23 protein-coding genes are annotated in these 24,061 nt (G+C 43.6%); 7 read left to right on the top strand and 16 right to left on the bottom strand.

The window, feature by feature from the left end:
• Window positions 1-13: 13 nt before the first annotated feature.
• Window positions 14-967 (bottom strand): adenylyltransferase/cytidyltransferase family protein, encoded by a 954-nt coding sequence (locus AC1DV1_RS22635; protein ID WP_477363844.1) that lies wholly within the window; start codon window positions 965-967, stop codon window positions 14-16.
• Window positions 968-1,040: 73 nt separating this feature from the next.
• The gene (locus AC1DV1_RS22630) at window positions 1,041-2,846 is read right to left on the bottom strand and encodes a M61 family metallopeptidase (protein ID WP_477363841.1); all 1,806 of its coding nucleotides are present in this window, start codon (window positions 2,844-2,846) and stop codon (window positions 1,041-1,043) included.
• Between the two features lie 169 nt (window positions 2,847-3,015).
• On the opposite strand from AC1DV1_RS22630, the gene AC1DV1_RS22625 reads away from it, so the two are divergent.
• Window positions 3,016-3,435 (top strand): acyl-CoA thioesterase, encoded by a 420-nt coding sequence (locus tag AC1DV1_RS22625; RefSeq protein WP_477363838.1) that lies wholly within the window; start codon window positions 3,016-3,018, stop codon window positions 3,433-3,435.
• A 212-nt stretch (window positions 3,436-3,647) separates the two neighbouring features.
• On the opposite strand, the gene xerD is transcribed toward AC1DV1_RS22625, so the two are convergent.
• The gene (gene xerD, locus AC1DV1_RS22620; RefSeq protein ID WP_477363835.1) at window positions 3,648-4,547 is read right to left on the bottom strand and encodes a site-specific tyrosine recombinase XerD; all 900 of its coding nucleotides are present in this window, start codon (window positions 4,545-4,547) and stop codon (window positions 3,648-3,650) included.
• 199 nt (window positions 4,548-4,746) lie between these two features.
• Here xerD and aroQ point away from each other — a divergent pair, with 199 nt between their 5' ends.
• A complete protein-coding gene (gene aroQ / locus AC1DV1_RS22615) occupies window positions 4,747-5,163 on the top strand; it encodes a type II 3-dehydroquinate dehydratase (RefSeq protein WP_477363832.1) in 417 nt (138 codons plus the stop codon).
• 41 nt (window positions 5,164-5,204) lie between these two features.
• Here the strand turns inward: aroQ and AC1DV1_RS22610 are convergent, their stop codons facing one another.
• Together AC1DV1_RS22610 and AC1DV1_RS22605 are read right to left on the bottom strand one after the other, a co-directional pair.
• Window positions 5,205-6,257, bottom strand: coding sequence for a glycosyltransferase family 2 protein (locus AC1DV1_RS22610; protein ID WP_477363829.1), 1,053 nt, complete (start codon window positions 6,255-6,257; stop codon window positions 5,205-5,207).
• A complete protein-coding gene (locus tag AC1DV1_RS22605; protein ID WP_477363826.1) occupies window positions 6,254-7,138 on the bottom strand; it encodes a lysophospholipid acyltransferase family protein in 885 nt (294 codons plus the stop codon). Before AC1DV1_RS22605 ends, AC1DV1_RS22610 begins: the two co-directional genes overlap by 4 nt.
• A gap of 14 nt (window positions 7,139-7,152) precedes the next feature.
• Here AC1DV1_RS22605 and AC1DV1_RS22600 point away from each other — a divergent pair, with 14 nt between their 5' ends.
• The gene (locus tag AC1DV1_RS22600; protein ID WP_477363823.1) at window positions 7,153-7,791 is read left to right on the top strand and encodes a WbqC family protein; all 639 of its coding nucleotides are present in this window, start codon (window positions 7,153-7,155) and stop codon (window positions 7,789-7,791) included.
• Window positions 7,792-8,916, top strand: a complete 1,125-nt coding sequence (corA, locus tag AC1DV1_RS22595) for a magnesium/cobalt transporter CorA (RefSeq protein ID WP_477363820.1) — start codon at window positions 7,792-7,794, stop codon at window positions 8,914-8,916.
• A gap of 250 nt (window positions 8,917-9,166) precedes the next feature.
• On the opposite strand, the gene msrA is transcribed toward corA, so the two are convergent.
• On the bottom strand, window positions 9,167-9,817 hold the full coding sequence (msrA, locus tag AC1DV1_RS22590) for a peptide-methionine (S)-S-oxide reductase MsrA (RefSeq protein ID WP_477363817.1): 651 nt from the start codon (window positions 9,815-9,817) through the stop codon (window positions 9,167-9,169).
• 79 nt (window positions 9,818-9,896) lie between these two features.
• Window positions 9,897-10,160 (bottom strand): DUF3820 family protein, encoded by a 264-nt coding sequence (locus tag AC1DV1_RS22585; protein WP_477363814.1) that lies wholly within the window; start codon window positions 10,158-10,160, stop codon window positions 9,897-9,899.
• A 103-nt stretch (window positions 10,161-10,263) separates the two neighbouring features.
• On the opposite strand from AC1DV1_RS22585, the gene AC1DV1_RS22580 reads away from it, so the two are divergent.
• Window positions 10,264-10,491, top strand: a complete 228-nt coding sequence (locus tag AC1DV1_RS22580; RefSeq protein ID WP_477363811.1) for a hypothetical protein — start codon at window positions 10,264-10,266, stop codon at window positions 10,489-10,491.
• A gap of 435 nt (window positions 10,492-10,926) precedes the next feature.
• Here AC1DV1_RS22580 and AC1DV1_RS22575 read toward each other — a convergent pair whose 3' ends face one another.
• The 8 genes from AC1DV1_RS22575 to AC1DV1_RS22540 all read right to left on the bottom strand — a co-directional run bounded on the left by AC1DV1_RS22575 (window position 10,927) and on the right by AC1DV1_RS22540 (window position 21,696).
• Window positions 10,927-12,234 carry an MFS transporter gene (locus tag AC1DV1_RS22575; RefSeq protein ID WP_477363808.1) on the bottom strand — a complete coding sequence of 436 codons (1,308 nt, stop codon included), beginning with the start codon at window positions 12,232-12,234 and terminating at the stop codon, window positions 10,927-10,929.
• Window positions 12,235-12,337: 103 nt separating this feature from the next.
• On the bottom strand, window positions 12,338-12,997 hold the full coding sequence (locus AC1DV1_RS22570; protein WP_477363805.1) for a bifunctional 4-hydroxy-2-oxoglutarate aldolase/2-dehydro-3-deoxy-phosphogluconate aldolase: 660 nt from the start codon (window positions 12,995-12,997) through the stop codon (window positions 12,338-12,340).
• Between the two features lie 108 nt (window positions 12,998-13,105).
• Window positions 13,106-14,152, bottom strand: a complete 1,047-nt coding sequence (locus AC1DV1_RS22565; RefSeq protein ID WP_477363801.1) for a PfkB family carbohydrate kinase — start codon at window positions 14,150-14,152, stop codon at window positions 13,106-13,108.
• A complete protein-coding gene (gene uxaC, locus AC1DV1_RS22560; RefSeq protein ID WP_477363798.1) occupies window positions 14,149-15,561 on the bottom strand; it encodes a glucuronate isomerase in 1,413 nt (470 codons plus the stop codon). The genes AC1DV1_RS22565 and uxaC overlap by 4 nt, the downstream gene beginning before the upstream one ends.
• Window positions 15,562-15,571: 10 nt before the next feature.
• The gene (gene uxuA, locus AC1DV1_RS22555) at window positions 15,572-16,768 is read right to left on the bottom strand and encodes a mannonate dehydratase (protein WP_477363795.1); all 1,197 of its coding nucleotides are present in this window, start codon (window positions 16,766-16,768) and stop codon (window positions 15,572-15,574) included.
• A gap of 226 nt (window positions 16,769-16,994) precedes the next feature.
• The gene (locus AC1DV1_RS22550) at window positions 16,995-18,695 is read right to left on the bottom strand and encodes a sodium/sugar symporter (protein WP_477363896.1); all 1,701 of its coding nucleotides are present in this window, start codon (window positions 18,693-18,695) and stop codon (window positions 16,995-16,997) included.
• Between the two features lie 52 nt (window positions 18,696-18,747).
• A complete protein-coding gene (gene xylA / locus AC1DV1_RS22545) occupies window positions 18,748-20,076 on the bottom strand; it encodes a xylose isomerase (RefSeq protein ID WP_477363792.1) in 1,329 nt (442 codons plus the stop codon).
• A gap of 132 nt (window positions 20,077-20,208) precedes the next feature.
• Window positions 20,209-21,696, bottom strand: coding sequence for a xylulokinase (locus AC1DV1_RS22540; protein WP_477363893.1), 1,488 nt, complete (start codon window positions 21,694-21,696; stop codon window positions 20,209-20,211).
• 131 nt (window positions 21,697-21,827) lie between these two features.
• Here AC1DV1_RS22540 and AC1DV1_RS22535 point away from each other — a divergent pair, with 131 nt between their 5' ends.
• Both AC1DV1_RS22535 and AC1DV1_RS22530 read left to right on the top strand, forming a co-directional pair.
• Window positions 21,828-22,865: a LacI family DNA-binding transcriptional regulator gene (locus AC1DV1_RS22535; RefSeq protein WP_477363789.1), complete on the top strand. Its 1,038-nt coding sequence runs from the start codon at window positions 21,828-21,830 to the stop codon at window positions 22,863-22,865.
• 128 nt (window positions 22,866-22,993) lie between these two features.
• On the top strand, window positions 22,994-23,503 hold the full coding sequence (locus AC1DV1_RS22530; RefSeq protein WP_477363786.1) for a hypothetical protein: 510 nt from the start codon (window positions 22,994-22,996) through the stop codon (window positions 23,501-23,503).
• 24 nt (window positions 23,504-23,527) lie between these two features.
• On the opposite strand, the gene AC1DV1_RS22525 is transcribed toward AC1DV1_RS22530, so the two are convergent.
• The gene (locus AC1DV1_RS22525) at window positions 23,528-23,779 is read right to left on the bottom strand and encodes a hypothetical protein (protein ID WP_477363783.1); all 252 of its coding nucleotides are present in this window, start codon (window positions 23,777-23,779) and stop codon (window positions 23,528-23,530) included.
• Window positions 23,780-24,061 lie beyond the last annotated feature (282 nt).

Genomic DNA, 24,061 nt, shown 5'->3' with positions numbered 1-24,061 from the left:
AACCGAATTCCCCCTAAACCAAATACTCCCCGGCTTTCCCATATTTTTCCAGCTGCCTGATGCCGGTGCTGGAGATATGCTCAAACTCCATATCACAAAATATGGCAATCACATTGATACTTTTATCGCCAAGCTCCTGCATATAACGATATTGGTTTAATTCGTATTGCAAATCCGATCCATTGCGTAGGCCTCGTATTATTGTTACCGGGTAGCCCAGGCTACCAGTAAAATCAGTGAGCAAACCTTCGTACGTGGCTAATTGCCGGTACTTTAAAATATCGGGTAAAGCATAACTGGCGGCATCTTTACCGGGGTTAACACCGCGGGCTATAATTATCTTATCAAAAACCTGCTCGGCTTTTTGCAGTATATTAAAGTGCCCCTTATGGAATGGGTTAAAACTACCAGGGTAAACCGCTATCCTGGGCTGGCGGGTACGCACGTAATCAATTAAATACTCCAGCGCGGGGTTGTTTACATTTTGCTGTAAACTCCGCAACACCTCTGCCCTCTTTTCGCGGTAAATGGCATAATCAACAAACTGAAACTCCTTAAATATCTGCTGCTCATATTGCAGCAATTTATCAAACGGCTGCGTGAGAATGTTTAAATCTGCATCACAAAACACTTTTGACAGTTCTGTTTTGGGCTGATGAGTTTTGGTATCGAGGATGATCTGCGTAACTTCATCCTTTAATCGCTGTTCGCCACTAAACACTTCATTAAAAAACTTTGCCGAATCCTCCTCGTTTGTGGCCGAACGCGGATCATAAATAATATCATGAAATACTGTAGCAAGCAGCAACGCATCATTATCGGCAAAACCTTTCAATTCCAGTTGACTGCACAAATCGTCCAGGTGCTCCAGCGTATGGTAAAACCGGTGCGGCTCGCGGTAATGGTTTAGTATATCCGCATCAAGGCCGAGCTCAATAAGCCGGTTTGTTTGTTCTGTAATTTTCATAACGTTTTAATTACCCCCCACAATGCTACAAACAAATACCTTTAAAATTGTAAGTCATTTTTGAATTTTGAATTTACAAATCCCCTATCCAGCTTTTATAAATAGCCGCCTGCAACGGGTCGGGGTTGGGTAGCGGGCTTATCTTAAAGGTTTTTTCTTTTTTGCTGCCCAGTATAATAGTTACATCCCGTTTCTCGGTGCCTTTTTGTATGGTGAGGGTTAAAGCATCGCCCGTGTTTTTTGCTTCCAGCGTTTGGTTTAGCAATTTTTGTGTCGCCGGCTGGCCTTCAACAGTTAATATTTTTGTTCCACCCCTTATGCCTTTTTCCCATGCGGGCGAATTAGGTTCAACAGTGCCAATAGTTAATGTATCGCGTCGCTGCCTGTAATTTATGCCGGCCCATGAGTTATAAGTAACCGTAGCATTGGTATCTATCCGTAAGCCACCGTAAGCAAAGTATTTTGGATAATCGGGTGGTTTAACTGTCGATGCGTATTCAAACAGTTCGGGCATTGGAGTGCCCGCCATCTTTTCGCACTCGGTCCTAAATTCCTTTTCGGTAAAACCGCGGTTAAGTTTTTTATAATACTTGTAGTAAAGCAGCCGCATTATATCATCAAGTGTTTTTTTATTTTGCGTGGCATGCCTGATGTTAAAATCGAGCATTAGGCCAAGCACAGGGCCTTTGTCATAATAGGATATGGTTTTATTAATATCTTCATTTACCCGGCCGTTTGGCCCATCGTTCCAGGTATTATAACTGGCCTGGGTGGCCGACTGGTAAAAATGGCCCGGCTTATTCTCATAGTTTTTAATATTTTCTTCAAAATCTTTCAGCATATCTTCGCCCGTCATTAAACCGGAGCGCCTTGTTATCATATATTCGTAATAAACCGTAAACCCTTCAGATACCCAAAGCATGTTGGTGTAGTTCGCTTTCGAATAATCAAACGGCCCCAGTTCAACCGGCCTGATGCGTTTAACATTATAATGATGAAAATACTCGTGCGCTATAAAGTTGTAAAGCTTTTTCCTGGCCTCAGGCGAATTAAAGCCCTCGCCCCCGCTAAAACTTAACGACGATGAGTTTAGATGTTCGATACCACCGCCGCCTGCACCAATCGATAAAAAGGTGTAGTGCGTATAGGGTATTTCGCCAATGATGTTACTGCCGGTAACCACAATCTTTTTCAAATCGTCCATAAATGCCTGCCTGTCAAAGTCCGGCAGCTTATAACCAATAAAATTGTGTGGTTTATTTTTAACTGTAAACGGCGGCAGTACTTCAAGTTCGCCCATTAAAAAAGGGCTATCATACAGTACATCAAAATTATCGGCTTTGTACAGGTGATATTTACCTGCAACCGTATCTAAACCCGTGGCCACCATCGCATTCCATTTGCTGTAGGGTTGCATTTTTATGGTAACCGGATGCCGCAGTTCGTTATCCAGGTACATAAACAAACCGCCGGGAGTAATATATCCCCTGGTTTCATCAAGGTAAATATTGCCCACAAAGGGTACCGTGGCTTTAACATCATACGAAATTTTTACCGCGCCAGGGCTATTATGATAAACACGCCAGGTATTTTCCGAGGCTTTTTGCCACTTCAGATTTACGCCTTTGCTATCGGTTACTTTAAAATTTTGTACCGCGGCGGCAAAATCAATAAGCTGGTAATAACCCGGAGTCCAGGCACACATTTTAAAATCGAGTGTTTTACCGGGCGTTTTATTGGTAAGCTCAACGTGGTAAAGATGATCGGCTGCCTTCTCCATCGAAACAGCGTATTGCATATTTACCGGTTGCTGCTGTGCAAAGGAGTTAACGCTTAAAAACAGGGTGGCAAGCCAACACCATTTGTATTGTATTTTCATCGCAGATAAGAGTTTTTCGAATATAGAAAAACAGCCGCAACTTTGTAACGCTCAAATATATTTTTATCGCACTAAGCCCACCCCTCTTTATAACTTAAAATACAACCACTCACCTAATCAACCCCTCACCTAATTAACCACTCTTCAACCCAATCATTATATTTGCCCCATGGATACTCCAATCTACTCTACCTTCGAAAGTGAGTTTCGTGTGCGCCCGGACGATATCGACATGTTTCAGCACGTACACAACAGCAAATATTTTGATTATGTACTGGCCGCCCGGTACGATCAGATGGAACGCTGCTACGGCATGGCTATGGAAAAATTTATGGAGCGCGGTTTTGGCTGGGTAGTACGCACTGCCCATGTTGATTATAAACGTGCCCTCGCCATGGGCGACTACTTCATTGTAAAAACCGGCATCGAAAGTATCGACGACAAAGGCTGCCGCGTAAAATTCAGCCTAAGCAACAAAGCCACCGGCAAAGTATGCTGCGACGGTTATTTTGATTACGTGATGATTGATATGGCTACCGGAAGAAGCGCCAAGGTACCCGAGGATGTGATTGCGCATTATACTATTTAGGGTCATTGGTCATTGGTCATTGGTCATTGGTCATTGGTCATTGGTCATTGGTCATTGGTCATTGGTCATTGGGAAAAGTTCTTTTGAAGAAGATTGTTTTGACTATTTAACATAATCCAACTCACAACTCACAACTCACAACTCACAACTCACAACTCACAACTCACAACTCACAACTCACAACTCACAACTCACAACTCACAACTCACAACTCACGACCTCGGGTGAAACTGGCTTATCGTGCTTTTCAGATACTCCCTATCCAGGTGCGTATAAATTTCGGTTGTGGTGATGCTTTCGTGGCCCAGCATTTCCTGTACGGCGCGCAGGTCGGCGCCGCCTTCAACCAGGTGGGTGGCAAAGGAGTGGCGGAAGGTGTGCGGGCTGATTGTTTTTTTAAGGCCGATAGTTTGCGCCAGGTCCTGTATCATCAAAAATATCATCTGGCGGCTAAGCCTTGCCCCCCTCCTGTTTAAAAACACAATATCGTCTTCGCCTTTTTTAATGGGGATGTGCACCCGCAGGTTTTCGATATAGATTTTAATGGCTTTGATGGCTTCGGCACCTATGGGTACCAGGCGTTCTTTATTGCCCTTGCCGGTAACTTTTATAAATTCAATATCCAGGTACAGGTTTGATAGCTTTAGCTCGGTTAATTCAGAAACCCGCAGACCGCTGCCGTACAAGGTTTCTAATATCGCTTTGTTGCGCGGGCCTTCGGGTTTAGATAGATCGATGGCGGCTATCAGTTTATTAATGTCATGGTAACTGAGTGTATCGGGCAGCTTACGCCGAATTTTGGGCGATTCCAATAACTCCGACGGATCACTTTTTATCAGATCCTCCATCAGCATGTATTTGTAAAAAGCCTTGATGCCCGATAGGATACGTGCCTGGGATGATGGTATCATTCCCAACTCAGCCGCCCAGGTAATAAACTCCCGCAAATCGGTTAAGGTAATGGTTTCCGGCTTCAGCTTAAAGGGTTTGGTTTCGGCAAACTGGTATAGTTTTTCTATATCCCGGCTATAGGCCTCCACAGAATTATCGGCCAGCGATTTCTCTAATTTCAAATAAGCCTGGAAACCTTTTATTGCCGAACGCCAATCCAAATTGATTTTAATTTAATGTATTTAAGAAAAGAGTCAAGATATTAGAGTCAAGAATCAAGAAAAAAACAATATTAGGGTATTTCTGCGCAGCTTCGATGAAGAAAATAGTTTGTAAAGCGACATTTTTACATCAGGCTTTTGGGTGTTTGTCTCGATTCCTTGATTCTTGATTCGCATTTTTATACTTAAGTTTGGAGCAATGAAGATACAAATTATAAACGGCCCCAATTTAAACCTGCTCGGCGTTCGCGAAAAATCCATTTACGGCGATACCAGCTTTGAAGGTTACCTTGAACAACTGCGTGCGCGTTACCCGGCCGTAGATATAGCCTACTACCAAAGTAATGTTGAAGGCGAAATTATAAATAAACTTCATGAAATTGGCTTTAGTTATGATGGCATTGTGATAAACGCGGGTGCTTACACCCATACCTCTATCGCCATTGCCGATGCTATCGCGGCTATCAATACCCCGGTTATCGAAGTGCACATATCCAACGTATACAAACGCGAAGAGTTCAGGCATCACTCCATGCTGGCCGCGAGCTGTAAGGGCGTTATTGCCGGTTTTGGCATGGACTCATACAGGCTGGGGGTAGAAAACCTGGTTGGGTAGAAGAAGAGTCAAGAATCAAGAGTTAAGAATCAAGACAGAAATCAAACGAGATCCTGTTGTGGCAAATCAGTAAACTTTCGTCTCTTTTTAACAAAAAACTGCCACACTACGCTGCCCTGGAAAGTGCCTTGTGAGTTATGAGTTATGAGTTGTGAGTTATTTAATCCTTTTGCCTTTTGCCTTTTACCTTTCACCTTAAATAAGCCTAAAACAAAGGCCTGATGTGCCCTGCTTACGGCCCAGGCATCTTTACGTTTACCTTCCATCATGAACCGGATAAGGGCAAGCAAATCCATTAAAAAGCGGATATTGATAACCCAGAATGCTCGCCAGAAAGGCAGGTTCTTTTTTAGCAATAAAAGGTTGTTCCTGAAATTAAGGTATGTTTTAAACGGATTTTCGGCATTAAGTGTACCACCGCCAACATGGTAAACGGTAGATTCGGCGCAATACATCACTTTATAGCCCATATTTTTTAGTCGCCAGCACAGGTCAATCTCTTCCATGTGGGCAAAAAAGTATTCGTCAAAACCGCCTGCCAGGTCCCAGTATTTCTTTTTGATGAACAGCGATGCACCCGAGGCCCAAAAAATCTCGCCCGATTGCTGGTATTGGCCATGGTCTTTCTCAACTTCATAAAACATGCGGCCACGGCAAAACGGGTAACCGTACGCATCAATAAACCCGCCTGCAGCGCCTGCGTGTTCAAAAGTATCTTTATTGGCATAAGCTAATAGCTTGGGCGCCGCCGCGGCTATCTTTTCGTCGCTTTCCATCAGGCTTATCACCGGCTCAATCCAACCGGGTACCACCTCAACATCGGAGTTTAGCAGGATATAATAATCGGCATCAACCTTGGCCAGCACGCGGTTATAGCCGCCGGTAAAACCATAATTTCCATCGTTTTGGATGATCTTTATTGTGGGATAGTTTTCTTTCACAAACGCCACCGAATCATCTGTGGAGGCATTATCTCCCAAAACAACATCAAGCCCAGGCCAGCTTGACGCCATTACCGAAGGAAGAAATTGTTTAAGGTATTTGATACCGTTCCAGTTTAAAATAACTACGGCAACTTTTGGTGCACTAATCATTTATGTTTGTCCTCCGGCTTAAACTTCCACCTCCGGTGACTCCATAGCCAATATTGAGGTTCCTTCCTGATCATTCCTTCCAGGTATTGCACATGCATTTCGGTTAACTCATGCTCTGCGGTCTGTTTCGGGTTTTCTGTCAGCGGAACCAATGTATAAGTATAATAACCGCGTTTAACGCGTTTCATATCGTAAAAAACAACAGCGGCATCAATTGTTTTCGATATTTTTTCGATGCCCAGGAAAACTGCTGTGGGCTGGTTTAAAAAAGTGGTAAAATAGTTTACTTCGTTTACGCCCGGCGTTTGATCGCCTACCAATACGCTCACCGTTAATTCTTTGCGGTATTCTACCATTTTACGCATGGTTTGTTTCATGGCAATGGGCTGCCCCCCAAACCGCGACCGGATCTGAATAAAAAAATCGTTAAAAATTTCGTTATTCAGGGGCTTGTAAACAATCATGAACCTGTTATCAGTCACAAAGTTAAAGTTCAACGCAGCCATTTCCCAATTGCAATAATGGCCTGCTACCGCTATGATGCTTTTGCCTTTTGCAAAGTATTCGTGAACTAATCCGGCATTGGTGGCCACTACCCTTTTTTGAATTTGTTTTTCAGAAACGGTAATCATTTTTACCGTTTCCACAATCAAATCGGCCAGGTAATGGTAGTATTTGCGTTCGATATCCTGGCGTTCCTTTTCTGTTTTTTCGGGGAAGGCGTTGGCCAGGTTTTGCTGTACAACTGCCCTGCGGTAATGAACAATGTGGTATATAATAACGAACAAAACATCAGATATGATGTATAAAAGCCAAAAGGGCAATAACGAGGTAAGGTATAAAAATAAAATCCCTAACCTTATAAACCCTTTTTTTACCATTATTTTAACCAATTTTGACCACAAACATAAAATATATGATTGAAAAAGGTGCTGTATTACCTATGTTTTATCTTCCGCCGGTTGAATACTTTGTACAATTAAACACGTACAAGCCTGATATACTGATAGAAAGAGAAGAACATTTCCCCAAACAAACATATCGTAACCGGGCAAATATCTATTCGCCCGAGGGTATCCTTACACTGGTGGTGCCGGTGGTAAAAGGTTCAAAAACACATACCAAAGTTAAGGATGTTAAAATAAGCTACGATTTTGACTGGCAGCGCCTGCACTGGCTTAGCCTGGGTGYGTGTTACCGTAGCTCGGCGTATTTTGAATATTACGAGGCCGATTTTGCCCGGTTTTATGACAAGCAAAAACAGGTAACCTATTTATTTGATTACAACCAGGAGCTTTTACAAATGCTGCTAAAATTCCTCAAAATAAAAACCGGGCTAAACTACACTTCCGAATATCATGCCGAATATCCTTCGGTTCCAGACTTTCGTACGTCCATCCACCCAAAAAAAGAAACAGAGTTACAACAAAAACCGTATTTTCAGGTTTTTGAAGACCGGCAAGGCTTCCTGCAAAATTTGAGCATTGTCGATTTACTGTTTAACCAGGGCCCACAGGCCATAAATTATTTGTAAATGAATAATGTGATAAAAAGGGTTAAGTACAATGCCCGCCGCAATGCAGGAAATGTTGGCGACAGCCCTGGAATGATACGAGTGCCCGATGGCGCACTTAAGCCGCATATAGCCATGTTTAGCTATAATAAGGATGAGCTGATAACTTCCGAAGGCAAAGACATTAAGGTGATATTAGCGCAGTTGAAAAAATGCGATAACCATACCCACTGGATAAAAATTAATGGCCTTGGCGATGCCCGACTGATTGAACAAATTGGCGAGCACCTGAATATCAACCCCTTGGTTTTAGAGGATATTGCCAATATTCATCAACGCCCAAAGTTTGATGAGTACGAAGATTATGCCTTTAGTACCAGCCGCATTGTACATTTTAACAGCGAAGACGAACTGGTGAACCACCAGTTTTCGGCCATCATAAAGGATAACCTGATCATCAGCTTTGAAGAGGACCATGTGGAATGCTTTGAGGCCGTTAAAGCCCGCTTAAAGGCTGGCAAAGGGGCTATCCGCACGGCGGGTCCCGGGTATATGTGTTATGCCCTTACAGATACTATAATTGACACCTATTTTATTTTGCTGGCGCAGATAGGCGATAAACTGGATGCCATTGAAGATAAGGTTTATACCGATGCTGATAAAAGCATCATGTTTAATTCGCAGCAAATTAAGCGTACGCTTATCATCATCCGCCGGGCAAGCTGGCCCGAACGTGATAAGATAAACGACATGATCCGCTCCGACAGTCCGCTGATAACACCCGAGGTAAAGCTGTTTTTACGCGATGCCTATGACCATTGCATCCAGGCTATGGATTTGATTGAAAACTACAAAGAGGTAACCTCCAGCATTATCGATCTTTACTTATCTATGGTGAGCAACCGCATGAACGAGATTATGAAGGTGCTGACTATTATTTCGGTAATCTTCATCCCCCTGACATTTATAGCCGGTATTTACGGGATGAACTTTGCACGGCAAGACGATAAAGGCCACCTTATCCCCGATAATATGCCCGAGCTTTACTGGCATCATGGATATGTTTATGCCATAGTTTTTATGTTTTTGATAGCCATTGTACAGGTATATGTATTTTGGAAAAAGGGATGGTTTAATAAATTGTAAGCCCCACCTGGATCCTCCCCTGTAGTCTACCGTGTATCCGCATCTTTTAGATTTTACGAACTAATAAAACCGAATGTCATTTCGAGCGAACCAGAAAGGGGCTTGAGAGCAGGGGGTGAGGAGAAATCTTCGACACCCTGTATTCCAATAGGCTGGTTGCGATGCAAGTCGTTAAAGATTTCTCTTTCGCGCCCTCCTCTTCCCCCCTCAAGCTCTATCGAAATGACAATTTTCTTTTGTTAAAAAGGTGTTACTTCGCAAACTCTGGCTTCAACTCTGCAACCATCGCTTTCCTGAATTTCAGCACTTTGGGTGTTGATACCGAGGCAATATAGGGTTGGCTTAAATGAGTTTTGTAATAGCCCTGGTGATAATTTTCGGCGGCGTAAAATACAGTGAACGGAACAACCTGTGTAACTATCGGATTATTATAATGCTTTGATTCATTTACTTTTTTGATTGTAGCCAGCAGGATATTTTTTTCTTCGGGCGTACGGTAAAAAGCTATCGAGCGGTAATCTGTACCTTCATCAGGTCCCTGGCGGTTTAACGTAGTTGGGTCGTGGGCAAAAAAGAAAGCTTCGGCAATTGTAGCGTAGCTAATCACCTTAGGATCATAATAAATCTGCACTGTTTCGGCATGATTGGTGGTGCGGGTGCTAACATCTTCATAGGTCGGATTTTTGGTATTTCCACCGGCATATCCCGAAATAACTTTGTTTACCCCTTTAAGCTCGGACATGGCCTCGCTCATACTCCAAAAACACCCGCCGCCAAAGGTAGCCAGGGCTTCGCCTGTTTTGGGTTTTGGCAACTGGGCCATTCCATCCTGGTTAGGTTGTCCGTTTGCGCAGCCTATAAATAAAAATACGCCGGCAATATATAACATCAACTTTTTCATAATTATTTATGTTTTTACTCTTAGTCGGATATACGCAGGATACCTTACAAGCGGATGGTCATCAATTGGTCACGTTAAGCTATTTTAGTTTCGGGCTAATGCCCTGGCCTTTATTCAACGATTTGCGCACCATAAACAAAATCTCGCCTAATCCATTGGTCTTGATCTCGAAAACGGTAGATAACATCATCCCAAGCTTATCTTTTGTAAAACCTTTACCGCTCATCCACTCCAGGTAACTAATTGGTATATCGGCAATTATTGTGCCTTTGTACTTACCATAAGGCATTTGTGTTTGTACAATATCAATCAATACTTTGGGGTCGGGTTGTAAGTTTTTCACGCGTTAAAGATAATGTTTTTTGGGATTGAAGATTTACCCTGATACTAACCCATATACTGCAAACACAAAGCAGTAACATGTGTTAGTATTAAAATTATAAATTATGGAACAGCAAATTGAAGCCACGTTAACCGGCACCGACAGTACAATTGATGGTACATTACAACCCATCGCTTACGGCAGTTTTACAAAAGCATATGAATTTAAGTCGGTTGATGGCACACTGTACCTGGTGATAGCGCAGGAAGCCGATGGCGAATGGATCAGGTTAACAGGCACCGAGCCATACCTTTCAAGTTGGATTGACGAACTTGCAGAGCAGGTGGGCTGAATTCATATATAGTTAAAAGCAGAAAGTAATTATTGGCAATTAACCCGACTTAGTCACTTCATCCAAAAAAATAGTCGGCTTTAAAAAACTTAAACAAAATCATATAATCGAGCACCGGCTGCAAACACCAGTGCTTGATTATATAAGCAGTGCAAACGCATCTAATCGTTAACAGCGATAGCATCAGGAAGATATAAGCAACAAACGATACCTTGTTTTTATTGCCTGATCCTCTTTAATAATCCAGGTACGGAAGGAACCTGGATTGGCCAACAACAGGTACAAATTTTGGGATTTACCTAAATTGCACAATCAATTCAATGTTAACCATGATTAAATATAAAATATTTATTATCAATTACTTATAAATCATTTATCTGAAATGTGTTAAGTTATGTTAACCCAATTGGATGCGTTTGCAGTTATTATATAAGGTTAAAGTTTTATAGGCTTCATTTTAGGAACAAGCGCATGCATAATTAACCATGCCAGTATGTAGGCGCTGCCGCAAACAAAAAACATGATGTAATAAGCAATTTCTATTTTATGAATAGCGCGGTAATGTACAAACAGATTTTTTTGTACCGCCATTGACAAAAACACACCACCTATCGACCCAAACATGCCTCCAATGCCGGTAACTGATCCTATAGATTTTTTAGGGAACATATCCGACACTGTTGTAAATATATTGGCGCTCCAGGCCTGGTGTGCCGATGCGGCAATACCTATAACCAATACAGCAAGCCACATGTTGATGCCGCCCAAAACCTGCGCAAAAACAATAGGGATCACAAACAAAGCGTAAATAAACATAGATGTTTTCCGGGCCTTAAAAACCGCCCAGTTATTCCTGATCAGCCGCATTGGCAACCAACCGCCAAAAACACTTCCTACTGTCGACATGGTATAAACCGCCGCCACGGGGAATGCTACATCTGTACCTTTTAAACCATACTGGCTTTGCAAAAAATCGGGCAACCAAAACAGGTAAAACCACCAGATAGGGTCAGTTAAAAACTTGCCGATAACAAATGCCCAGGTTTGTTTAAAGGTGAGCAGTTTGCCCCATGATATTTTTTCGCCCTCAATTAATTTTTCGTCTGGCGTTGCTGTTTCCTGGTCGCTGTTGATATAATCAAGTTCTGCTTGTGTTACATATTTATGTTTAGCAGGGGTTTGGTAAAAAAGGTACCAAAGTAGCAGCCAGATAAAACCTATTGAACCTGTAATTACAAATGCCCAACGCCAGCCCCACATAACGGCTATAAATGGCACCGTTAAAGGAGCAACAATGGCCCCGATGTTTGATCCGGAATTGAAGATGCCGGTTGCAAAAGCCCTTTCTTTCTTAGGGAACCACTCGGCTACGGTTTTGATGGCAGCCGGGAAGTTACCGGCCTCGCTTATCCCTAACGCCGAACGAACAACGCCGAAACCAAATGTACTGGTAACAAAAGCGTGGCATACTGCGGCTATGCTCCAAAAAAAAGTCGACAAAAAATAGCCCAGCTTGGTACCYACTTTGTCGATAATGCCGCCCGCAGCCAGTAAACCTAACGAGTATGCTATTTTAAATGCAATTTCAATATTGGCGTAATCCCCATCGTTCCATTTGAATTCATCTGTTAGCGGCGACTTTAACAGGCTAATTACAGCCCTGTCAAGGTAATTAATGGTTGTTGCAAAAAAAACAAGCGAACATATCACCCATCTGTAATTTCCAACTTTGGCTTCTTTCATTATATAACTGGTTTATATTTTATTGGTTTATAGGCGCAAACAAGGGGCAATTCGCGCTAAAATCAAGCTTTAATTACTATGCCTTCGGCTTTCAGCTCAAAAGTTACCGGGCAGCTTTAACCATGTCAAGCAGTGTTATGGTATCACTGTATAATTGGTCGTAAAGTTTGTTTTCCAATACATTTTTGCTGATCAATTTGCTGCCCATACCCACCGCGAAAACGCCGGCCCTAAACCAGCCGCTAATGCTGTTGATATTCAAGTCGACGCCGCCCGTTGGTATAAACAACTGCCCGGCAAACAAATCGCGGATTGACGATACAAACTCCGGCCCTAAAATATTGGCGGGGAAAATTTTTATTAACGCCGCACCGTGCTGCTGCGCTGTATAAATTTCGGTAGGCGTCATACATCCCGGAATCCATAGTAACTCCTGTTTCGCGGTAAATTCGCCCACTTCTGGATTCACAATTGGCGATACAATAAAATCGGCCCCGGCTTCAATAAAAGCTGTTGCTTCGTTAAGACTTTTAATGGTGCCGATACCCAGGTGCAAATCGGGCATTTCAGTTTGTTGCGCCTGTTTTAACACTTTAAAATTAGCCAGCGCAGCTGCGCCACGGTTGGTATATTCAAATACCCTCACCCCTGCTTTATACAATGTGCGGGTAATTTCAAGGCTAACGTCAGCATCGGGATAAAAAAACAGCGGCAAGGTGCCCTGTGTTAATATCGCATCCAGTACTATATCTTTTTTGCTCATAATTTTGTCAAGTATTGAGTTCTGAGTCTTGAGTTCTAAGTCGAGAGTCTTAAGTCCAAAATCTAATTTGTCACTTTTGACTTAGAACTTAAGACTCAAAACTATCCGTCATTTCGAAATTGAGATGACATTAATAATTTCTTCAACCGTTTTAGTGGTGGCATCGCCCTCAATAAACAGTTTGGTGTATGCGGCGGCCGTTGCAAACTGTAATGTTTGTTGCGGCCCAACGTTATTGTAAAAACCATAAATAAGCCCGGCCATAAAGCAATCGCCACTGCCAACTTTGTCAACCACTTTGTCGGTTTCATACTGGCTGGAGTTGTATAGTTTATCGCCGGTATATAAGGCCGTATAGTAGTTAATACCCTCGCCGGCATCAAACCTGAAAGTATTGGCTACCGCCTTGCATTTGGGGTATTGAGCCATGATGGTTTCCGATGTTTTTAGTGCCTCTTTCAGGTAAATGCTTTTTTGTCCCGATTCATGGATATCCGGCGCTACCGGGATGTCGAGCATCAACTCGGCGGCCCAAACATTACCCATTACCAAATCGGCATATTTTACAAGCTGTGGCATTATATCAACCGGTTGTTTGCCGTATTTCCACAATCTTGAACGGTAATTTAAATCAACAGAAATGGTGATTCCTTTTGCCKAAGCAGCTTCCAGCACTTCCAGGCAAACATCGGCCACATCCTGGCTTATGGCCGGGCATATGGCGCTGAAATGGAACCAGCTTACGCCATCCAAAACCTCGTTCCAGTTAACGTGTCCGGGCTTTAACGTGGCAAATGCCGAGCCGGCACGGTCATAAATAAGGGCGTTGTTTTTAACATCCTTACCCTGGGTTAAATAATACAACCCTATCCTATCGCCCTGCTTAAGTATGGGCGAAGTATCAACCTTTTTTGCCTCCAGGTGATCAATTATCTGGGCCGACAGGGCGTTATCCGGCAGGGCCGTAAAATATGCCGATGGTAATTGCCAAAGCGCCAGTGCGCCCGCTACATTCAGTTCGGCACCGCCTATAAAAAATGGCAGCTGGTTATCGTTCAGCCATTGACCACCTGCATCGGGGCATATCCGCAAAAGCAGTTCTCCGAATGAAAGGATGCGGCCTTTTGGTGCTGTTATCTCAAATGGTGCACTCATTTGCTCTGATCGAAATTAAAGTAATTCTTCGCGTTGTAATAACAAATATCCTGCACTATCTTACCTGTCCATGCGATATCGTTTGGCAACTCGCCATTTTCGATATCATCGCCAAACAGGTTACAAACCAGCCTGCGGAAATACTCGTGCCTTGGGAAAGATAAGAAGCTGCGCGAATCGGTAAGCATCCCTACCAGCCTGCTGAGCAAGCCTATGTTGGATAGTGCATTTATCTGTTTGGTCATGCCGTCCTTTTGATCCAAAAACCACCAGGCCGAGCCAAACTGGATTTTACCGGCTACCGAACCATCGTTAAAATTACCCGTCATGGATGCCATCAATTCGTTATCGGCAGGGTTTAAGTTATACAGGATAGTTTTACTAAGCTGATTGGTTGTATCCAACCGGTTCAGGAATTTAGACAAAGCCCTGCCCTGCGAAAAATCACCTATTGAATCCCAGCCGGTATCAGGCCCAAGCTCGCTTAATCCGCGGGCGTTGTTATTGCGCAAGGCACCCAGGTGCAACTGCATTACCCAGCCTTTTTCGTGGTTCCACAAAGCAAAATGATACAGCATGGCCGATTTAAATTGCAATACCTCGGTTGCATCCAGAGACTGGTTGCTCCTTATCTTGATAAAGATATCGGCTATTTCAGCATCGGTATAATCTTCGGCATATACCTGCTCCAAACCATGGTCGGATAAACGGCCTCCGTTTGCCGCAAAATAATCGTGGCGGCCTTTTAAAGCCCATAAATAAGCATCAATGGTATTGATAGCGGTGCCTGCTACTGCCTGCAGTTTATCAATGTACAGGTTTAATCCTACCAAATCATCGGCATTCATTGCCTTATCCGGCCGGAAAGTTGGCAACACCTGTACTTCGTAACCATCGGCTTTTATTTTTTGATGATAAGCCAGATTGTCAAGCGGATCGTCGGTAGTGCAAATTACCTCAACATTTTTGCTTTTGATGATATTGCGGATACTATACGCCGGCGATTGGAGTTTTTTGCTGCACTCGTCATAAATCTGCCGGGCCGTAACCGGCGACAGCAGGTCGTGAATATCAAAATATCGTTGCAGTTCAAGGTGTGTCCAGTGGTAAAGGGGGTTGCGCAGTGTATAGGGTACGGTAGCCGCCCATTGTTCAAATTTTTCCAGGTCGGTTTTCGTCCCGGTAATGTAATCCTCATCAACGCCGTTGGCACGCATGGCCCGCCATTTATAGTGGTCGCCGTTGAGCCATACCTGGGTTATGTTTTCAAAGTTGATATCGCCGGCAATCTGGTCGGGCGGCAAATGGCTATGGTAATCAATAATAGGCAAATCCGCGGCATATTCATGGTACAGGTGCCGCGCGGTTTGGGTAGTTAATAAAAAGTCTTTATCTAAAAAGTTTTTCATCAATAGTAGGTTATGCTTTATCCAATAAAGAGCGTTTAACGCCCATTTCAAGCCCCCGTAACTCGGCAAGCCCTTTCAGCCTGCCTATAGCCGAGTAGCCGTGGTAAGTTTTGTGGTTAAAATCGTCCAACAGTTTATGTCCATGATCGGGGCGCATGGGTATGGCAATATCATTACGCCCATCGGCCACACGTTTTTGTTGCTCCAATACAATATTTTTCATCACGGCATACATATCGGTACTGCCGCCCAAATGCTCGGCCTCGTAAAAGCTGCCATCAGCCTCGCGCTGCACATTGCGCAAGTGCAGGAAGTGGATATGTTCGCCTAAACGTTCAACAATTCCCGGCAAATCATTATCGGCCCTTGCCCCTAATGACCCAGTACAAAAAGTGATGCCATTGCTGGGCGAAGGGTAATAGTTAACCAGATCGGCCAAATCCTGCTCGGTAGATACCACTCTTGGTAAACCCAGTATCGGGAAGGGAGGATCGTCCGGGTGGATGCACATTTTAACGCCTGCTTTTTCGGCCGCCGGTATAATGCCCCTTAAAAAGTATGCAAGGTTTTCCTTTAAACCCGCGGCGTCAACATCCGCGTAGCGCTTCAGGTGCTCCTTAAATTCGGGAATGGTTAGTGTTTTGTTGGTGCCTGGTAACCCAGCCATCAGGTTATTGATCAGCTGCGTGCGTTCTTCGGCAGCAATATTGTCCAGGTATTGTTTGGCAACCTGCTGTTGGGCAGCGCTGTAATCATCGCGGGCACCAAGGCGCTCCAGGATATACAAATCAAAAGCGGCTAAAGCTTTAGCATCATACCTTAAAGCAGTTGCTTTGTTGGCCAGCAGGTAATCCAGGTCGGTACGCGTCCAATCAAGCACGGGCATAAAGTTGTAACAAACAATATTGATGCCTGCCTGCGCCAGGTTTTGAAGCGTAGCTACATAGTTTTGGATGTATGTACCCCTATCGGCGCCGGCGGTTTTTATACTTTCATGAATGTTTACGCTCTCTACAACCGACCACCGTAAACCGGCCGACTCAATTATATTTTTACGCTGGATGATTTCATCCAAACTCCAAACCTCGCCAACTGGGATGTGGTAAAGTGCTGTAACAACGCCGGTAGCCCCGGATTGCGAAATTGCTGTTAGTGTAACCGGATCGGCAGGGCCAAACCACCGGAATGTTTCTTCTAAATTATTCACTATAGGTTAATGGTATTGTAGTTTGAACGGGCAAATTACACATCATTAGTTTAGGATGGAAACGATATTTGCAACAATCTACGATAACGATTGCGGAGCCTCACCCTGCCCTCTCCAAAGGAGAGGGTTCTGATTTTCAGCTTTAACTTTATTTTCAGAAACCGGTTAAAAAAAAGAGCGGCAGGTAAAACCCGCCGCTCGTTAAATATTTCAACAAAATTGGCCACTACCAGAAAACAGAGTAAAGCGCAACCACGATGCCGGTAATGATTACCGCACCGGCCAAAAAGCCTCTTGAAGTTTTAAACATAGATGCATCAATTTCCAGTCCGTTAGTAGTGATACCTCTTGCCTGGTCAATTTTTGAAATGATATACATACCAATAACGCAAATGATGAATACAAAACCCATACGATCAAGGAAAGGGATTTCATACAGTTGGGTCACTTTATCGTCCTGTAAAGCCAGTTTCGAGAAACCGTACGGCGACAGGAAGCTCAGATCGGCAAAACGAGGTAACAATTTAAAGAAACACGACAGAATGAAACCACCGATGGTTGCAAACAGGGCCGCGTTTGAAGTAGCCTTTTTCCAGAAGAAGCCAAGGATAAACATGGCAAAAATTCCCGGCGATACAAAGCCTGTATATTCCTGTATGTACTGGAAGCCTTGTTTACCTTCGCCCATTAATGCTTTACCAATAAGCTCGGACAAAAGAATACCCAATACCATGGCCACAACAACACTCCATTTTCCTAAGCTTACCAGTTTTTTGTCGGTTGCACCAGGGTTAATAGCTTTTTTGTAGATATCTAAAGTAAAGATGGTAGCAATACTATTTGCTTTACCGGCTAACGAAGCTACAATAGCGGCTGTTAAAGCGGCAAATGAAAGACCTTTTAGCCCGGTTGGCAATAAATTTAACAGTGAAGGGTAAGCCTTATTAGGATCCATAACGCCCGATGAGCTCATCATTTCCTGGTGGAACATGCCTTTTTGATACAACAGATAAGCAGCTATACCTGGCAATACTACAATAACCGGCATCAGCAACTTAAGGAAAGCCGCAAACAGGATACCGCCACGCGCGGTTTTAAGGTTTGCACCCAAAGCCCTTTGCGTAATGTACTGGTTACAACCCCAATAGTTAAGGTTAGTAATCCACATACCGCCTATCAGCACCGATAAACCCGGCAGATCCATATAGTTTGGATTATCTTTCTTAAATATCATGTGAAAGTGATCTGTAGCTTCGGTATGCAGAATTTTGAAACCATTTAATAAACCTGTTGTACCTTCTTTTTCGCTTAGAAGCGTTAATGCAAGGTATGAGGCCATTAATCCTCCTAAAATAAGCACAGCAACCTGGATAACATCGGTATAACCAATAACCTTCATACCTCCCAGTGTAATAACTACCGAGAATATAGCCAGCAGCCAGATACACAAGTGAATATCAAGGCCCGAGATACCGCTGATAGCTAACGCACCCAGGTAAAGGATAGACATTAAGTTAACCACAATGTACAGCAACAGCCAGAAGATAGCCATGATCATGGCCACCGTGCCGTTATAGCGCTGATGCAAAAACTGCGGCATGGTGAAGATCTTATTTTTAAGATACACCGGTATAAAAAACACCGCCACAATGATCAGCGTAATTGCTGCCATCCACTCGTAGGTTGATATAGCCAAACCCATCTTAAACGCCGATCCGCTGGTGCCGATAAACTGCTCGGCAGAGATATTGGAGGCGATTAATGAAGCACCGATTGCCCACCAGGTAAGCGACCCTTCGGCCAAAAAATAGTCTTTCGAGGTCGCGTCGGCATTATGCTTACGCTTGTATACCCAATAGCCATAGCTGGATACTATAACAAAGTAGATAAAAAATACAGCATAATCGCCGTACGAGAGGGTTTTCAGGTTCATTGTTTGGTTAAGTTGGTTTTAATAATGTTAGATTGACAATTATAAGCTATATATAGCGATTTATCAAATTTTCTAAATATTCTTGTCGGCCGCTTAATGTTTTTGGCTCACCATTGGTTATTGCATAGTTACGCAAATCTTCTAACGATAACTTACCATCCTCAAAATCTTTTCCCGAACCTGCATCAAATGAGGCATATCTGTCGGTACGGATCTTTTTATACTCCGATTTTTGCAAAATATTATCAGCTATTACCAGGGCGCGGGCGAAGATATCCATGCCACCAATATGGGCGTAGAATAAGTCGGCCTGATCGGTTGAGTTACGGCGAATTTTGGCATCAAAGTTAATACCACCACCTTGTAAACCACCTGCCTCCAGGATAATCATCATCGATTCGGTGATCTCGTTAATGTCGTTCGGGAACTGATCGGTATCCCATCCGTTTTGGGTATCGCCACGGTTGGCATCTATCGAACCTAATAAACCCGAATCGGCAGCTACCTGTAATTCGTGCTGGAAAGTGTGGCCGGCCAATGTAGCGTGGTTAACTTCCAGGTTCAATTTAAAGTCATTCAGCAAATCGTATTTCTGCAAAAAGCCGAAAACAGTAGCCGCATCATAGTCATACTGGTGCTTGGTAGGCTCGCAAGGTTTTGGTTCGATAAAGAAGTTTCCTTTAAAGCCCTGTTTGCGCGCGTAATCTTTAGCGGTATGTAAAAATTTAGCAAAATGTTCCTGCTCACGTTTCATATCGGTATTAAGCAGGCTCATGTAACCTTCGCGACCACCCCAGAAAACATAGTTTTCGCCGCCTAAAGCGATAGTTGCATCAATTGCCGCTTTAACCTGTGCACCAGCGTGGGCCAGTACATGAAAATCGGGATTGGTAGCGGCACCGTTCATATACCTGCGGTGGCTAAACAGGTTTGATGTTCCCCAAAGCAATTTAACACCGCTTTCGGCTTGTTTTTGTTTGGCATATTCAACCAAAGCCTGGATGCGGCGGTCGTTTTCGTTTACATCGTTGGTGTAATCTACCACGTCTACATCATGGAAACAGTAGTAAGGGATATTCATTTTGGTGATAAACTCAAACGCTGCATCCATTTTGTCTTTAGCGCGTTCTACAGCGTCGGCTTTTTCGTCCCAAGCAAAAATGTGGGTTGGTCCGCCAAACGGATCGGCGCCGTTACCATTAAATGAATGCCAGTAAGCGCAGGCAAAACGCAAATGCTCGGCCATGGTTTTACCGGCCACTACCCTGTTGGCATCATACCAGCGAAACGCCAGCGGGTTATCTGATTCCTGCCCTTCGTAAGCTATCTGCCCTATTCCTTTGAAAAATTCCTTTTCGCCTGTGATGATTTTCATATTGTTTAATTAGTGAATTACTGATTGTTTAATTATTGAATTACTGAGTTATTGAATTATTGAATTTCTTCTGTTTTAACCGGTCGGCTCCGACCTTTCGCTTTTAACCCTTTGTCCTTTTGCCTTTGTCCTTTAACCTTTCGCCTTTAACCTAATCTCAAGTAGCTCTTTCCACTCATTATAAATAGGTTCAAAATCAACGGAAAGATCCGGCTCTATTAATTGGATGGCTTTGGTGTTGCTGAATGCTTCTGACGGCGATTTGAAGATGCCTGCACCTATCCCTGCGCCTAAGGCCGCGCCTACGCTGCCGTCGTTATTGTATAGTTCAACGGGAACACCAGTGGCATTCACGAAAGTTTCGGTAAATAGCTCGCTTAAAAACAAGTTGCTTTTGCCGGCACGGATAACTGTTGGGTTCATGCCGTTGCTGCGCATGATATCAAAACCATAACGGAACGCGCAGGCAATGCCCTCCTGTACTGCGCGGAAAATATGCGCCTGGGTATGCAGGTTCAGGTCGATATTTTGGAAATGGGCGCCTACCTGTTTATTGTTCAGCATGCGCTCGGCACCGTTGCCAAATGGCAGTACGCGCAGGCCATCGCTGCCCAGGGGCGCTTTTTTTGCTTCCTGGTTAAGTTGATTGTAACCTAAGCCTGCGCCAAAATTGTATTTGGCCCAGCGGTATAAGCTTCCCGTTCCGTTAATGCAAAGCAATACGCCTAAACGTTTCTCCTCTTCGGCGTAGTTTACGTGTGCAAAGGTGTTGATGCGCGATTGCTGGTCATAAGCCAATTGATCGCTTACGCCGTATATTACGCCGGATGTGCCTGCCGTAGCAGCTACCTCGCCCGGGTTTAATACATTTAATGATAAAGCATTATTTGGCTGATCGCCTGATTTATAGGTTACCGGGATGCCGGCTTTAAGGCCAAGTTTTTCGGCTACATCGCTTTTTAAGGCTCCGTGAGATGAAAAAACCGGGTTGATAACCGGGAACAAGCTTTCATCAAAACCAAAGTAATTGATAACATCTTTAGAGATGCCGTTGGTTTTAAAATCGAAGAATACCCCTTCGGATAAAGCCGATACCGAAGTGGTGATCTCGCCGGTTAGCTTCATGGCGATGTAATCGCCGGGCAGCATGATCTTGTCTATTTTAGCATAAATCTCCGGCTCATTCTCTTTTACCCAGGCCAGTTTGGATGCGGTAAAGTTGCCCGGCGAGTTTAGCAGGTGCGATAAGCATTTTTCTTCACCTATGGCGGCAAAGGCTTTATCGCCAATATCAACGGCGCGGCTATCGCACCAGATAATGCTATCGCGTAAAACATTCTGGTTTTTATCAACCAAAACCAGGCCGTGCATCTGGTAAGCTATACCTATGGCGGCAATATCCTGTGAGTTGTAACCACCTTTGGCGTGGCAGCGCGCCAGTGCCTGTTGCGCCTGGTCCCACCACATGAGCGGCGATTGCTCGGCCCATCCCGGGTGTACGGCTTTTATCGGCGATTCCTCGTCCGGAAACTGTGCTGACGTTATAATTTGTTGCGTATCAGCGTTAACAACACTAACTTTAACTGAAGAAGTACCTATATCAATCCCTAATAATAACATGGATTTGTTTTGGGTTTTAGCATGAATAGTAAAAACGGGTTTATTTTTTGGCATTTAACTTCACGAAATTAAATAAATATTTAAAATTACAATCGATTGCGTAAAATATTTTTTCCAACTTGCACTTTATAATGAAAAAGGGAAAACGCACCACCATTTATGACATCGCCGAAAAACTGGGCATAACCGCTTCGTCGGTGTCTCGCGCATTGAATAACAGCAACCAGGTAAACGAAAAAACCAAGGAGCTGATCATGAAAACAGCCGATGAACTTAACTACAAGCGTAACATCCTGGCATCAAACCTGCGCAAGGGGCACTCCAAAACTATTGGCATTGTGGTGCCGCGCATTAACCAAAACTTTTTTGCCAACGTTATTGCAGGTATCGAGGAAGCAACCTATCAAAAAGGCTACAACCTGATCATCTGCCAATCGGGCGAATCGCACGATAAAGAGATTCAGTGCGTGAACACACTGATAAACCAGGATGTGGATTGCATAGTAATATCGGTATCGGCCGATGGCAGCGACTACCAGCACCTGCAAAACGTGATTGACCACGGCATCCAGCTCATCCAGTTTGACCGTGTGGCCGAAGAATTAGAAACCCTTAAAGTTATAAACGATAACGAACAGGCATCATACGAAGCCGTATCGCACCTGATAGAAAGCGGCTACAAACGCATAGCACTGCTGGAAGGCCCACAAAACCTCAGCATTTTTAAACAGCGTAAAACCGGCTACCTGCGGGCTTTAAATGCTTATAACATTGAAGTAATTAACGAACTGATAGTTGAAAACGCCTGGACAAAAGAACTGGGCGCCGAAGGTACCCGCAAACTATTAAGCCTCCCCCAGCCTCCCGATGCCATATTTGCCTCTACCTCCGATTTCTCGGCCCTGGGTGTTTTGGAGGTTGCTAACGCGATGAAGATTAAAGTGCCATCAGCGTTAGGCGTTTGCGGCTACGCCAACGAAGGATTCTCGGAAATTACCAGCCCATCCATAACTACGATAGATCAGTTTAGTATTTATATGGGCAACACGGTTGCCAACCTGTACTTCCAGGAAAAAGGCAATACCGATACCACATCCAAGCCAAAAATCATCAGCATAAAACCTGAATTGATTATCAGGGGGTCGACGGCGAGGAATGGGAAGGGGTAAAAAAGCAAATTTATTTTCTTCATCAAACCAGATGAAAGTGTCAATGATCAGATTGTAATGCTTGCCCCAGGTTTTTGATTATTTACTGTCAAATTATCCTGTTATCTTTATTTAACAGATCATTAGATATGATTTTCCCATTCAGCGTAAGCTATAACAGGCGATTAAAAGCAACAATAACACCCGATAACCAACAACAGGTGCTGCAATATATAATGAACAGTATATTGGAGGATAAAGCCAACAACATTATTGCAGATGATATACATGTAACCTATAAAGGTTCGACATCTGCCAGGAGAGGATCTTTATTCGGAAGTGTTGACGACGGTGTTTTTAATTTAATTTATAAAGATGATACATGGTGGTTGAATTATAAGATCAATATGAGTGAGCTTTTTGTTTTCACAACCATAGCCTCAACTATTATGGGCGTTTTTTCGTTGGTAAGTGGCGGTCCCTGGTGGGTAGGCATTGCCGCGTTTTTGTGGTTATGCGGAGCCAATTGGATTATCAGTTTTATAAGACACGAAACTGTAGCTACCAGCATTGCCGCAGGAATTGATGATTTAATATGCGGTAAAGTAATACAACCAGAAGAGGACAAAATGACGGGTGAACTTAAAAGCTGGTTTTAGTAAACACGTTATATGCTTTACATATTAGGACACCCTATCCCCCCAGGCATCTTTACGTAACTGTTCTAATGTGATATCCTTTCCTTCCCAAATACCAGCCAGAGTGGTAACATCGGGGTTTTCTGCAAAAGTTATTGGCAAATCTTTAGATTTTGATTTTTCCTTAATCGCAGAACCGGTTGACGACGTTTTAATACTCATGTCAAATAGTTTTGCCAGGTCCTGTAAGGCCTTTAAAGCTTTTTCTGTTTTATATTTTATAATTACTTCGGGCATTGTATCATCATTTGTACAAATATAATATAAAAAGTTACCATAATGTTACTTACGGTAACCCGACTTGAGCCAAGTAAGGATAAGCTGAGGAGTTTAAAATTGCACCCACTACCCACCCGGGGCGTACATCCTTTTGGAACTCATCATCATCAAAAAAGTTGTCATTTCGAACGAATCAGAGGTGGATTTAAGCGGTGGGGTGAGGAGAAATCTTCGACATCAGGCTTTCAAACTTGCGTGGTGGGATGCAAATCGTATAGGATTTCTCTTTCGCGTCCCGCT

The sequence above is a fragment of the Mucilaginibacter sp. P4_D1 genome, assembly GCF_056401935.1.
Note: the sequence above shows the minus strand (reverse complement) of the source record. Positions and strands in the feature narration are given on the sequence as shown.